Raw genomic sequence first — 16132 nt, 5'->3', positions numbered from 1 at the left:
TGCTCCAATGTCGGTATTTAAAACTCAAGAAACGTACTGGGAAAACCTGTTTGATGAAGAAGACGGTCTAAGCGCATTCCCTTACTTTAAAGCAGCGGATAAAGCGTCGTTGGTCCGTACCGGCTACCAGGAAAAATGCATCTGCCGTTCCTTATCTCCGGAAGTATCTCAAAGAATCATGACAATGGCGAATCATTCCGATATGGCGGCCTATCTGATTTTATTGGCGGGTATTGAATGCTTGTTATATAAATATACGGATCGAACGAGCCTGATTCTTGGCATTCCAACGGTATCGAAGCAAAAAGCCGGCCAGTCAGCCGTTAACAACATTGTCCTCTTAAAAAATACGCTTTCAAACGAGAGCACATTTAAAACCGTATTCGGGCAGCTGAAAGAAGCCGTTAATGATTCTCTGAAAAATCAAAACCTGCCGTTTAGAAAAATGGCCCGGCATCTGAGCGTGCAATACAATGACGAGCATATGCCTTTGATTCATACCGTCGTTTCGCTTAACGAAATTCATTCCTTGCAATGTAAAGAAGATACTGCAACCGATACGCTGTTTCACTTTGATTTGGAGAACAACGGGATTCATTTGAAGCTTTTTTATAACGGCAATCTGTACGATGAGCGCTATATCAATCAAATTGTATCCCATTTGGATCAGCTGCTGTCTGTGATCCTGTTTCAGCCTCAAGCCGCGATCCATACGGCAGAGATCTTACCGGAAGCGGAAAAACAGAAGCTATTGTTTGATTTTAACGACACCGTCAGAGATTTCTCCGGGAGCAGAACAGTCTATCAATTATTTGAAGAGCAGGCAGAAAGAACGCCTGAGAATGCGGCCGTCAAATTTAAAAACGACCATTTGACGTACAGGGAACTGAATGAGAAGGCGAGCCGTTTGGCAAGAACATTGCGTAATTGCGGGGTTCAACCCGATACGTTAGTCGCCATTCTCGCTGATCGTTCATTAGAGATGATCGTATCCATTATAGCTGTTTGGAAGGCAGGGGGCGCTTATGTGCCCCTGGATCCTGAATATCCAAAAGAGCGGCTTCAATATTTGCTTCATGATGCGGATGCAGACGTTCTCCTTGTTCAGCATCATTTAAAAAACAGCCTCGCCTTTGACGGCCCGGTGATTGATTTGAATGATGAAACTTCATACCATGCCGATTGCTCATTGTTATCACCAGTAGCGGGACACAGCCATTTAGCCTATGTCATTTATACGTCGGGTACAACAGGAAAGCCGAAAGGGGTCATGGTTGAACACGGCGGCATTGTGAACTCGCTTCAGTGGAAGAAGGCGTTTTTCAGGCATTCTCCGGCGGATCGCGTGCTTGTCTTGTACCCGTATGTTTTTGATGCGTTCATTTTAAATTTCTTCGGCCCGCTCATCTCAGGAGCAACTTTGCACCTTCTGCCTAATGAAGAGAATAAAGAAACTTTCGCCATTCAAAATGCCATAAAACAAGAAAGAATTACCCATTTTTCAACTTCTCCCCGTCTTCTGAAAACAATGATCGAACAGATGAACAGAGAGGATTTCATCCATGTTCAGCATGTTGTTGTAGGCGGTGAGCAGCTGGAAACAGATACAGTTGAGAAGCTGCATTCTCTGCAGCCTCGCATTCGGATCAATAATGAATACGGACCGACAGAAAACAGCGTGGTATCTACATTTCACCCTGTTCAGTCCGCTGATGAACAGATCACAATCGGCAGCCCGGTGGCCAACCATCAAGCTTATATTTTAGGAGCGCACCATCAAATCCAGCCGATCGGCGTACCGGGAGAGCTGTATGTCGGAGGAGCGGGAGTGGCCCGCGGCTACCTCAATCGGCCTGAATTGACGGAGGAAAAATTTGTGGAGCATCTGCATGTCCCTGGTCAAAAGATGTATAAAACGGGGGATCTCGCCAGATGGCTGCCGGATGGAAGAATCGAATATTTAGGGCGGATTGATCATCAAGTGAAAATTCGCGGCTACCGGATTGAGATCGGCGAGGTAGAGGCAGCCATGTTCAATCTGGAAAACGTTCGTGAAGCCGCAGTCGTCGCGCGGGAAGACGCAGACGGGGCCAAACAATTGTATGCCTATTATGTCGGCGAGCCTTCTTTGACCGCTGCGCAGTTCAGAGAAGAATTATCCCGGGAACTGCCGAATTATATGATTCCCTCCCGCTTTATCCCTTTGGAACGCATTCCGCTCACTTCCAATGGGAAGATTGATCTGAAAGCTTTGCCTGCTGCTGACGAAAATACGCGGGCGGAAAACGAATACATAGCCCCGCGGAACACAATAGAAGAACTGCTGGCGTCCATCTGGCAAGAAGTATTAGGAGCAGAACGTATAGGAATTCTTGATAATTTCTTTGATTTTGGCGGAGATTCGATTAAATCAATTCAGGTGTCATCCAGATTGTATCAAGCCGGATACAAGGTTGATATGAAGCATTTGTTTAAACACCCCTCGATTGCTGAACTTAGTCAGTTTGTAGCGCCGGTCAGCAGAGTGGCTGATCAAGGAAAAGTGAATGGCGGAACCAAGCTGACCCCGATACAGCATTGGTTTTTTGAGCAAAAAATGCCGCATGCACACCATTACAATCAGGCCGTCATGTTATATTCGGCGGAAGGCTTTAAAGAGGGCCCGCTTCGCCGGACGATGGAACGGATCGCGTCGCATCACGATGCCTTAAGGATGATTTTTGAAAAAACGCCGGATGGATACGCTCCGCGAATTACAGGAACAGATGAAAGTGAACTATACCATCTGGAAGTGATGAATTATAAAGGGGAAACCGATACGGCTCAAGCGATTGCCGATAAAGCGAATGAGATTCAAAGCAGCATGGTATTAGACAAAGGGCCATTGATGAAGCTCGGTTTGTTCCAATGTCCGGACGGAGATCATTTGCTGATTGCAATTCATCATTTGCTGATTGACGGAGTATCCTGGCGTATTTTACTCGAAGATTTTGCAAGCGGATATGAGCAGGCAGAACGCGGACAAACGATCCAGCTCCCGCAAAAAACAGACTCGTTTCCATTCTGGGCCGATCAATTGTCCAAATATGCGGCGGAAACCGATATGGAAGAGGAGATTGCGTATTGGACCGAGCTTTCAAGTATAAAGCCTCAGCCATTGCCTAAGGACACTATCAGCGAAGGATCGTTATTAAGAGACAGCGAAGAAGTGACGATTCAATGGACAAAAGAGGAAACGGAGCAATTATTAAAACAAGCGAACCGCGCCTACAACACGGATATCAACGATCTGCTGCTGACTTCGTTAGGGCTGGCTGTTCACAAGTGGACAGGCACGGAAGACATTGTCGTGAATTTGGAAGGCCACGGGAGAGAACCGATTATTCCGGATGCTGACATTTCCCGCACGATAGGATGGTTCACAAGCCAGTACCCTGTCGTCCTGAGGATGGAAGCCGGAAAAAACCTGTCGCAGCGGATCAAGATCGTAAAAGAAGGGCTGCGCCGTATCCCTGACAAAGGAATGAATTACAGCATCATCAAATATATATCCGGGCACTCGGAAGCCGACAGCCTGCAGCTGAATCCGGAGATATCGTTTAATTATTTGGGACAATTTGACCAAGACCTGAAGCATCAGGCTTTGCGCATCTCGCCTTTTTCCACAGGGTTGTCAATGAACGAAAACCAAGAGAGAACGGCCGTGCTTGATTTGAACGGAATGATTGCCGAAGGGACATTATCACTGACACTGAGCTACAGTAGCAAACAATACGAAAGATCTACTATGGCGCAATTTGCCCGGGGGTTGAAAGAAAGTCTGCAAGAAGTCATTGCGCATTGCGTAAGCCGGCAGCAGACTTCTCTCACACCAAGTGACATCCTGTTAAAAGACATCTCAATCGACGAACTGGAACAGCTTTTGGAGCAGACGCGTGAATTAGGCGAAGCGGAAAATATTTATCCATTAACGCCGATGCAGAAGGGCATGCTGTTTCACAGCTTATTTGATCCGAATTCTGGTGCTTATTTTCAGCAAACGATGTTTGATCTGCATGGAGATCTGGAAATTGATTCATTTTCAAAAAGCTTGGACGGCTTATCGCAAAAATATGATATTTTCCGCACGAATTTTTACAGAGGCTGGAAGGATCAGCCGCTCCAAATCATATTCAAAACGAAAAAAATCGGTTTTCAATTCAATGACTTACGAGAGATGAAGGAATCTCAAAAAGAAGCGATGATTCAGCAGTATGCCAGAGAAGATAAGATGCGGGGGTTCGACTTAGAAAAAGGCGCGTTAATGCGGTTATTCATCCTTCGTACGGATGAAAAAACATACCGTTTTATCTGGAGTTTCCACCATATTTTGATGGACGGCTGGTGTCTGCCGCTGATTACAAAAGAAATTTTCGAGAATTACTTTGCTTTGCTTCAGCAAAAGCAGCCTGAACAATCGTCAATTACTCCGTACAGTCAATATATTGAATGGCTCGGCCGGCAAGATGCGAAAGAGGCCACGGCTTATTGGGATCAGTACTTGGAGGGATATGAGGAGCAAACCGGCCTTCCTAAGGATCACCATGCAGCGGAGGACGGACGATACGTTCCTGAAAAAGTGACGTGTGACATAAGCTCTGATCTCACTTCGAAAATGAAGCGGACGGCAGGCAAGCATCATGTCACGCTGAACACGCTGCTGCAGACGGTATGGGCGGTTTTGCTGCAGAAATATAACCGCAGCCGGGACGTTGTGTTTGGAAGTGTTGTATCCGGAAGACCCGCTGGAATTCCAAACGTGGAAACCATGATCGGCTTATTCATTAACACCATTCCCGTCCGGTTCCGGTGTGAAGCCGGGACAACGTTTGCTGAGCTTATGAAAGAGGCGCAGGAAAGGGCTGTAGCGTCTCAACAATTTGAGACACACCCGCTGTACGATATTCAAGCGCGTACAACGCAAAAGCAAGATTTAATTACACATTTAATGATATTCGAAAATTATCCGGTTGATCAGTATATGGAAAGTATAGGCCGCCAAAACGGAACATCCATCACGATTTCCAACGTACAAATGGAAGAACAGACCAACTACGATTTTAATTTGACCGTTATACCGGGCGACGAGATGAACATCTCTTTTGAATACAATGCAAATGTGTATGATCGGGCAAGCATAGAGCGGGTTCGGGAACATTTCATGCAAATCCTGCATCAAGTCGTGACAGATGCGGATATCCGGGTGGATCAAGCGGAATTGTTAACGGAAGGCGAAAGAAGAACCCTTCTGCAGACGCTTAACGACACGGCCGCGCCGTTTCCGCAGACGCCGGTTCATCAATTATTTGAAGAGCAATCGGAGCGTACGCCCGATCAAGCAGCCGTCATTGATAAGGACAGGCAGCTCACGTACGGAGAGCTCAATAAGCGGGCCAACCGCCTGGCGCGAACGTTAAGAGCGAAAGGAGTGCAGACGGATCAGCCTGTAGCCATCATCACAAGAAACAGCATCGAATCGGTGGTCGGAATCCTTGCCGTTTTAAAATCAGGCGGAGCCTATGTACCTATAGATCCGGAATATCCGCAAGACCGCATCCGGTATATGCTGGATGACTCCCAAGCCGGAATCGTTTTAATGCAGCGGGACGTCAGGAAACAGCTTGCCTATGAAGGCGTCACGGTTTTACTTGATGATGAAAGTTCTTATCACCAAGATGGCTCTGACCTTGCTCCGATAAGTGATGTGAGCCATTTGGCATATGTCATTTATACGTCAGGTTCCACAGGCCGGCCAAAAGGCGTACTAATCGAGCACGGAGGCTTGACCAATTATATTTGGTGGGCGAAAGAAGTTTATGTAAAAGGCGAGAAAGCCAACTTCCCATTGTATTCGTCAATTTCTTTTGATCTGACGGTGACTTCTATTTTCACGCCGCTTGTCACAGGCAATGCAATCATCGTCTATGACGGAGAGGATAAAACAGCTCTGCTTGAATCAATTGTGCGGGACCCGAGGGTGGATATCATTAAATTGACCCCGGCCCATTTGCAGGTCTTGAAAGAAATGAACATTGCCGATCAAACGGCTGTCCGAAGAATGATTGTGGGCGGGGAAAACTTAAGCACCCGGTTAGCCCGCAGCATTCATGAACAGTTCGAAGGCCGGATTGAAATATGCAATGAGTACGGACCGACGGAAACCGTTGTCGGCTGCATGATTTACCGTTACGATGCCGCAAAGGACAGGCGGGAATCGGTACCGATCGGAACCGCTGCGGCAAACACGAGCATTTACGTTCTTGATGAGAATATGAAACCCGCGCCGATCGGTGTCCCGGGAGAGATCTATATCAGCGGCGCCGGTGTGGCAAGAGGATATTTGAACCGTCCCGAATTAACGGCAGAGAAATTTGTCGATGACCCGTTTGAACCCGGAGCGAAGATGTATAAGACCGGAGATTTGGCGAAGTGGCTGGCGGACGGAAACATTGAATATGCGGGCAGAATAGATGAACAAGTGAAAATCAGAGGCTATCGTATCGAATTAGGCGAGATCGAGGCGGCACTGCTTCAAGAAGAAGTGATTAAGGAAGCTGTCGTTACAGCCAGAGAGGACGTCCACGGGTTTAAACAATTGTGTGCATATTACGTGAGCGGCGGGCAAACAACGGCAGCCCGGCTCCGGAAACAATTGTCTCAAACCCTTGCAAGTTATATGGTTCCGGCTTATTTTATCGAGCTTGATGAAATGCCTTTAACTTCTAACGGAAAAATAAACAAAAAAGGGCTGCCGGCTCCGGATTTCGAACTGCAGGACAGAGCAGAGTATAAAGCTCCCCGAACAAAAGCTGAAGAAATATTAGTTTCTGCCTGGGAATCGGTATTAGGCGCTGAAAACGTCAGTATTCTTGATAATTTCTTCGATCTTGGCGGAGATTCCATTAAATCCATTCAAGTATCCTCCAGATTAAATCAGCAAGGATACAAAATGGAAATCAAAGACTTGTTTCAATATGCAACAATTGCAGAATTGAGTCCGCATATCAAGCAGAATCTGCGTATAGCCGATCAAGGTGAGGTCAAAGGAAAAGTCAGCCTGACTCCTATTCAGCATTGGTTTTTCGAACAAACAACAACAGATCAGCATTATTACAATCAAGCCGTCATGCTGCATGCGCCGGAAGGTTTTCAGGAAACGCAGCTTCGTCAAACCCTGCAAAAGCTTGCTGAACATCACGATGCGCTCCGCATGACGTTCCGGACTACGGAAAATGGCTGTGAGGCACAGAATGAAGAAATCGCCCAAAGCGGACTGTACCGCTTAGAAGTCATGAATCTGAAAGAAGATCCCGATCCGGGACGTACAATTGAAGCCAAAGCTGATGAGATACAAAGCAGTATGCATTTAAGTGATGGGCCGTTAATGAAAGCCGGGTTGTTTCAATGCGCAGATGGAGATCATTTGCTCATTGCCATCCATCATTTGATTATAGACGGGATTTCATGGCGCATACTACTGGAAGATATCGTTAGCGGCTACAAGCAAGCCGAGAACGGGCGAGTGATTCAACTGCCGCAAAAAACAGACTCTTTCCAATTATGGGCTAAGAGACTGTCAGAATATGCGCAAAGTGAAACCATAAAACAAGAACAGGAATATTGGACAAAAATCGAACAAACCGAAGTCAAACCGCTGCCTAAAGATTTTCATGAAACCCATACAACTGCAAAAGACAGCGAAACAGCAACTGTGGAATGGACGAAAGAGGAAACGGAGCTCTTATTAAAACAAGCGAATCGCGCTTATCACACGGAAATAAACGATTTGCTTTTAACTTCTCTGGGTCTTTCCATATCGCATTGGTCAGGACTGGAACAAATTCCGATTCATTTAGAGGGACACGGCCGAGAACAGATTATACAAGATATAGATATCTCCCGCACGGTCGGGTGGTTTACAAGTCTGTATCCGGTTGTGCTGCACGCGCAGCCGGGCAAAGAAATCTCTGATTATATCAAGACGACCAAAGAAGGATTGCGCCAAATTCCGTATAAAGGGATCGGATATGGAATAGCAAGGTACTTAAGCGGCGGAATGCCATCGAAACTCAATCCTGAGATCAGCTTTAACTACCTGGGACAGTTTGACCAAGATTTACAGCAGCATGGGGTTCAGTTATCTTCTTATTCTTGCGGTTCAGACTCAAGCGGAAATCAAGAAAGACCGTATGTATTGAATATAAACGGAATGATCACCGAGGGCCGGCTGAAGCTTACGATCAGCTACAGCAGCAAACAGTACGCAAAAGAAACGATCATGCGGTTATCGGAAACGATTCAAAGCCGCCTGCGGACAATCATTACGCATTGCGTTCATAAAGAACAATCGGAACTGACGCCAAGCGATATTTTGTTAAAAGGCATATCCATTGACGAATTGGATCAGCTCCTCATTCAACTGCCGCATGCAGGTGAGGTTGAAAACGTGTATCCGCTCACTCCGATGCAGAAAGGAATGCTCTTCCACAGCCTGCTGGACGAGGCCTCAAGTTCTTATTTTGAACAAGCATCGTTCGATTTGCAGGGAGAGTTAAAGATTGATTGGTTTAAAGCAAGCCTTGAACGATTATTTGAAACATACGCCGTGCTCAGAACCCGTTTTTACAGCGGCTGGAACGATACTCCTTTACAAATTGTCTATAAAACGCAAACACCGCAAATTCATTTTGCAGATTTGCGTGATATAGAGGAGCACCTGAGAGAGGATGCAATCGCAGCCTATCAAAGAGAAGACAAGGCAAAAGGATTTGACTTGGCTCGGGATCCGCTGATGCGCATAGCGATTTTCCGTATGGAAGACCGCAAATATCATTTGATTTGGAGCTTCCATCATATTGTGATGGATGGCTGGTGCCTGTCTCTTATCACGAAGGAAGTGTTTGATCATTATAGCGCCTTACAGGAAGGCAGGGAACCAGAACCGCCATCGGCAGCTCCTTACAGCGACTATATCGAGTGGCTTGACCGCCAAGATCAGGGAGCGGCAAAGCGGTACTGGAGCGGGTATCTTGAAGGATATAAAGGTGAAACCACGCTTCTTCATAAAATAGCGCAGCATGAACAAAAAGAATACGCTTATGCCAATGTGATCTGCCGATTTGATCACGAACAGACAAAACAATTACAGCAGATCGCAAATCAGCATCAGGTTACGTTAAATACGTTGATCCAAACGTTATGGGGGATTTTGTTACAGAAATACAGCGGGTCCGCAGACGTTGTCTTCGGCAGTGTCGTGTCGGGAAGGCCGGCGGAAATTCCTGATGTGGAACAGATGATCGGTCTGTTCATCAATACGATTCCGGTTCGCATCCGCTGCGATGAGGACAGCACTTTTGCTGATACGATGCAAATGGTTCAACAAAACGCGCTGGCTTCCCAATCGTACGATACCTATCCTTTATACGAAATTCAGGCCCAAACGGAACAAAAGCAAAACTTAATTGATCATATCATGATCTTTGAAAATTATCCGATAGGGCAGCAAGTTGAAGAGGGCCATGATGCTGCGGATTTAAATATCGTGAATTTCCATATAGAAGAACACACCCATTACGATTTTAATGTAGTTGTCATCCCTGGCGAACAACTCACTGTTCATTTTAGTTTTAACCGAAATGAATATGAACAATCAGAGGCAGAGCGGATTCGCGGACATTTTGAACAGCTTATGCAGCAAGTATTGCAGCTGCCGTCTGTCAAAGTAGAAGAAATGGAACTTCTGACGCAGCAAGAAAAAGAACAGCTGCACAGCCGTTTTCAGTCTAACGAAATGCATTACCCACGTGAACAAACGATTCATCAGCTGTTCGAGGAACAAGCACTCCGGACGCCGGACCATGAGGCGGTTATATTCGAGGAGCAGCGTATGACATACCTTGAGTTAAATGAACGGGCCAATCAACTAGCACGCACTTTACGAGCTGAAGGCCTACAGGCCGACCAGCTTGTTGCGATCATGGCTGAGCGTTCTCTAGAAATGATGGTCGGGATTTATGCAATCCTGAAAGCGGGAGGCGCTTATGTGCCAATCGACCCGGATTACCCGGAGGAACGCATCCGCTACATCCTTGAAGATTCAGGAGCGACCCTGCTGCTGTCACAGCGTCACGTGAAAGAACGGGTTGCTTTTGCAGGAACGGTCATCGATCTCGATGATACTTCCGTTTACGATGATGACGTTTCTAACTTGGATCCGCTGTCCGGTGCGGGCGATAGGGCATATGTAATCTACACGTCCGGATCGACCGGCAAGCCCAAGGGGGTTATGGTTGAACATCGTCCGGTTATAAACCGGCTGATGTGGATGCAAAAGGCTTATCCGATCGGCAGCGGCGATACGATTTTACAAAAGACAGCGATCACCTTCGACGTCTCGGTATGGGAGCTGTTCTGGTGGGCTTTGACCGGTGCGAAGGTGTGCCTGCTTCCGCTCGGCGGAGAGAAAGACCCTGAAGTGATTTGGAACACAATAGAAGAGCAAAGTATCACGACAATGCATTTCGTCCCGGCGATGCTGCACGCCTTCCTGAAGTTTGCGGAAACACAGACGGCGAGCGGACAGACAAGCAAGCTGCGTACGTTGCGGCAAGTGTTTGCAAGCGGTGAGGCATTAATGCCGGCACATACGGCAAGATTTCATCGCCTTATTACGCCTGTGAACGGCGCCCAACTGATCAACCTGTACGGCCCGACGGAAGCAACGGTCGATGTGTCGTACTTCAACTGCGAAGCAAACCAAGCGTATGCATCGGTACCGATCGGCAAGCCGATCTCGAATATACAGCTGTATATGATGGCACCGGGATCAATGCGTCTACAGCCAGTCGGAGTACCGGGAGAGCTTTGTATCGCGGGCGACGGACTGGCGAGGGGGTACCTGAACCGTCCTGAGCTGACTGCGGAGAAGTTCGCGGATCATCCGTTCGAGCCCGGCAAACGGATGTACCGGACGGGCGATCTGGCGAGATGGCTGCCGGACGGTAACATCGAATATTTGGGCCGGATCGATCATCAAGTGAAAATTCGAGGATACAGGATCGAACTCGGCGAGGTGGAAGCTCAGCTCTTAAAGATAGAGTCGGTACAGGAAGCAGTAGTCACCGCTCTTGAAGACGGAGCCGGAGAAAAGCAGCTATGCGCATACTTTTCAGCGAACACCGAGCTGATGGTGAGCGAGCTGCGAATAGCGCTGTCGCAGGAACTGCCGGGGTATATGATCCCGTCGTACTTTATCCAACTGGAGCGTTTGCCGTTAACGGCAAACGGAAAAATCGACCGCAAAGCATTGCCAGCACCAGAAGGAGGCGTGCAAACAGGGATCGAATACGTTGCTCCCCGTACAGCGGCGGAAGCGCAGCTGGCGCATATCTGGCAAGAGGTGCTTGGACTTCCGCGTATCGGCGTGAAAGACAATTTCTTTGACATCGGCGGTCACTCGCTGCGAGCAACGACGCTGACAGCGAAGCTGCACAAAGAGATGGGGGTCAGCCTGCCGCTGCGAGAAGTGTTCCGATCGCCAACAATTGAAGAAATGGCAGAAACAATTACCGGAATGAAACACACAGCATATACATCTATCCCGACCGTTGAAGCAAAAGAATACTATGCCGTCTCCTCGGCGCAAAAACGGCTGTACATTTTGAATCAGCTGAAAGGCGGAGAGCTGAGCTACAACATGCCGAGTGTCATGAGAGCCGATGGAGCTCTGGATCGGGAACTTGTCGAGAAGGCGATCCGCAAGCTGATTCAGCGCCATGAAACGCTGCGTACCGGCTTTGAACTGATAGATGGAGAACCGGTGCAGCGGATCTATGACGACGTCCAATTTGCAGTGGAATTCACTCAAGCGAAAGAAGAACAGGCGGAAGCCCTCGTTCATGGTTTTGTGCGTGCATTTGACTTGGAGAAAGCACCGCTGCTGCGGGTAGGATTGATCGAGCTTGCAAAAGACCGCCATTTGCTGCTGTTTGACATGCATCATATCATTTCCGATGGCGTATCTATCAAGAATTTGATTGAAGAGTTCGTTTCATTATATGAAGGAAAAGAATTCCCGCCATTGCGGGTTCAGTATAAAGATTATGCGGCGTGGCAGCTGTCGGATATGCAAAGCGAACGGGTGAAGAAACAGGAAGCGTACTGGCTGGATGTGTTCAGCGGAGAGGTTCCGGTGCTGGATATGCCAACCGACTACGGAAGACCGGCTGCGCGGAGCTTTGAAGGAGGACAAATCGAGTTTGTCATCGGACCGGAGTTGACGGAACAGCTGAAAGGCTTGGCGCTGAAGAGCGAAAGCACGCTGTACATGGTCCTGCTGGCTGCTTATACGACCATGCTTGCCAAATACAGCGGGCAAGAAGACATCGTAGTAGGCAGCCCGATTGCCGGAAGAACCCATTCGGATTTGGAAAGCTTAATCGGCATGTTTGTGGGCACACTCGCGATACGAACGAATCCGGTCGGGGAAAAAACATTCCGGGAATACGTGCAGGAAGTCAAAGAGCATACATTAAAAGCGTACGAAAACCAGGAGTATCCATTCGACGAACTGGTGGACAAGCTGAATGTGTCCCGGGATTTCAGCCGCCATCCGCTGTTTGACACGATGTTCATATGGCAAAACACAGAACAGGGAGAATTGAGCCTCGATGATGTGCGTTTTACCCCTTATCCGGACAACCATGCGATGGCGAAGTTCGACCTGACGTTCCAAGCGGCAGAAAATGAAGACGGAATTACAGGTATGATCAGTTACGCGGCAGCGCTGTACAAGCAGGAAACTGCGGAACGCATGGCAAAGCACTTTATCCAATTGATCGAGGCGATTGCGAATGATCCGCAGGCGCCGCTTTCATCGCTGGAGATGATCACCGCGCAGGAGAAAGAGCAGATTGTGGAAAGATGGGGTCAACCGGCGATAGACTGCCCAAGGGACAAAACAATTCACCAATTGTTCGAGGAGCAGGCGGAGCGCACGCCGGAACATACGGCCGCAGTTTACGAGAAAAGCCGATTCACATACCGTGAGCTGAATGAGCGGGCCAACCGCCTGGCGCGGATTTTAAGAAGCGAAGGCGTGCAGCCTGACCAGCCTGTGGGTATTCTGGCAGAACGTTCTCTGGAAATGATCGTGGGGATTATGGCGATCCTGAAAGCCGGGGGCGCGTATGTGCCGATGGATCCGGACAGTCCGCAGGAACGCCTCCGCTATATTCTGGAGGATTCAGGAGCAAAGGTTCTGCTGGCACAGCCCCATTTACAAGATCGTGTATCCTTTGCCGGAGAGATTTTACTGCTGAATGACGAACGAATGAACAGCGGGGATGGCTCGAATCTGGTGACGGCAGCCGGACCGGATCACTTGGCGTATGTGATTTACACATCAGGCACAACCGGCAAGCCAAAAGGCACGCTGATCGAGCATCGCCAGGTCCTTCATTTGATGGAGGGGCTCCGCGGACAAGTGTACGGTGCTTATGATTCGGGATTGCGTGTGTCTCTGTTGGCACCGTACTATTTCGACGCATCGGTCAAGCAAATTTTCGCGGCACTGTTAGGGGGACATGCACTGTATATCGTCCCTAAAGCATCAGTATCAGACGGTTATGCCTTGTCAAACTATTATCGCACCCACCGCATTGACGTAACAGACGGAACACCGTCACATTTGCAATTGCTTATCGCTGCAGACAGCCTTCATGGGGTAACGATCCGGCACATGCTTATTGGAGGAGAGGCGCTCCCGCAGGCGACGGTGGCGCAATTGCTTGAATTGTTTGCTTCGAACGGGTCATCAATGCCGCTCATAACCAATGTATACGGTCCGACGGAAACCTGCGTGGATGCATCGGTCTTTCACATCGTACCGGAGACATTGGCATCCGCTGACGACGGCGGTTACGTGCCGATCGGCAAACCGCTGGGCAACAACCGTGTGTATATTGTTGATTCCCATGATCGGATGCTGCCTATAGGTGTAAAGGGTGAGCTGTGCATCGCCGGAGACGGAGTAGGACGAGGGTATCTGAACTTGCCTGAATTAACGGGCGAAAAGTTTGTAGCCGATCCGTTTGTAATCGGAGAGCGGATGTATAAAACAGGCGACCTTGCCCGTTACCTGCCGGATGGAAACATTGAATATGCCGGAAGAAAGGATCACCAGGTCAAAATTCGCGGTTACCGGATCGAACTTGGCGAGGTGGAAGCCGCTCTTCTCAACATCGAGCATGTACAAGAAGCGGTGATCCTGGTCAGAGAAAATGCAGAGGGGCAAAGCGATTTGTATGCCTATTTTACAGGGGAGAAGTCACTGCCGATCAATCAGCTTAAAGAAAAACTCTCCGATCAAATACCAGGCTACATGGTTCCTTCATACTTGATGCAACTGGAGCAAATGCCGTTAACCTCCAATGGAAAAGTGAATCGCAGCGCGTTACCGCTGCCTGAAGCAGGCTTGCAGACCGGGATTGACTATGTTGCTCCAAGGACAAGACCGGAAGAGCAGCTGGTTCACATCTGGAAAGAAGTATTGAAGGTAGAACAAGTCGGCGTCAAAGATAACTTTTTCGATCTAGGCGGGCATTCGTTACGGGGGATGACGCTCGTTACCAAGATCCATAAGCAATTCGACAAAAGCATTTCATTGAGAGAAGTGTTTCAATACCCGACGATTGAAGAAATGGCGAGGGTCATTGCAGGCGCGGAAACCAGCGGACCGGATGAAATCCCTATTGCAGAAGCCAAAGATGTTTATCCTGTTTCTTCTGTGCAAAAGATGGTTTACCTGTCTACACAAATTGAAGGCGGAGAACTAAGTTACAACATGCCGGGGATTTTGACATTGGAAGGCAGGATCGACATGAATCGTTTACAATCTGCGTTCCAAAGTCTGATCCAACGCCATGAATCGCTACAAACCGGATTTGAAATGATCCGCGGAGAGCTGGTGCAGGTGATCAAGCCGCAGGCGGATTTCTCTATAGAAAGGTACAAAGCAGCTGATGAAGAGGTCGAGGAGCTGTTCCGCAATTTCGTGCGGCCTTTCAATCTCAGTCAGGCTCCATTGCTTCGGGCCGGACTCATCGAATTAGAACAGGACAGACATGTTTTCATGTTTGACATGCATCATATCGTTTCAGACGGCGCTTCTATGAATATTTTTGTTGAAGAACTGATTCAATTGTATGACGGCAAAGAATTAACCCCGCTCCGGATTCAATACAAAGATTACACTGTATGGCAGCAGCAGGCGGAGCAGAGGGAACGCATCAAGAGGCAGGAGAACTATTGGCTGAACGTATTTCATGAGGAACTCCCGCCATTTGAGCTGCCGAAAGATTTTGCCAGACCGCGAATTCGAAGCTTTGAAGGCAAGCGATACAATTTCGCTCTCGATGAGACCGTGGTCCAGGGTATAAAACAGATGGAAGAATTGACCGGATCGACCGCTTACATGATCTTGCTGTCAGCCTATAACATACTGCTGGCCAAATACAGCGGTCAGGAAGATATCGTCGTCGGTACGCCTATTGCGGGAAGAATGCATGGAGATTTACAGCATATTATCGGGATGTTTGTGAATACGCTGGCCATCCGTACGGCCCCGGCTGGAGAAAAGACTTTTATGGACTATGTAACGGAAACAAAAGAAACGATGCTGAAAGCTTATGAAAATCAAGAGTATCCTTTTGAAGAATTAGTTGAGAAACTGGGAGTGAAACGGGACTTAAGCCGTAATCCGTTATTCGATACGATGTTTGTTCTGCAAAATACGGAACAAACGGATATCGAATTGGACTCTCTCGCGGTCAGACCATATGAACAAACAAATACGGCGGCCAAATTTGATTTGCAGCTGACCTTCGTGATGAATCCGCACGAGATTCAAGGAAGCTTTGAGTATTGCACGAAGCTGTTTAAACAGAAAACCATCGCTACGCTGAGCAAGGATTACGCCATGATTCTGTCGGCGATCATAAAAGACCCATCGATTCCTTTAAAAGAAATTCAATTAAGTGAGAAAGTAAACAAAAGTGAACACTTTGCAAGCGAAATCGAATTGAATTTCTAA

1 protein-coding gene is annotated in these 16132 nt (G+C 48.0%); it reads left to right on the top strand.

The features are described from left to right. The first annotated feature begins 7 nt into the window (after positions 1-7). Positions 8-16132: a non-ribosomal peptide synthase/polyketide synthase gene (locus BR62_RS0116955; RefSeq protein ID WP_032871596.1), complete on the top strand. Its 16125-nt coding sequence runs from the start codon at positions 8-10 to the stop codon at positions 16130-16132.

Source organism: Bacillus sp. UNC69MF (assembly GCF_000746035.1).
GTDB lineage: Bacteria > Bacillota > Bacilli > Bacillales > Bacillaceae > Bacillus > Bacillus velezensis.
This window is presented reverse-complemented; position numbering and strand designations above follow the sequence as displayed.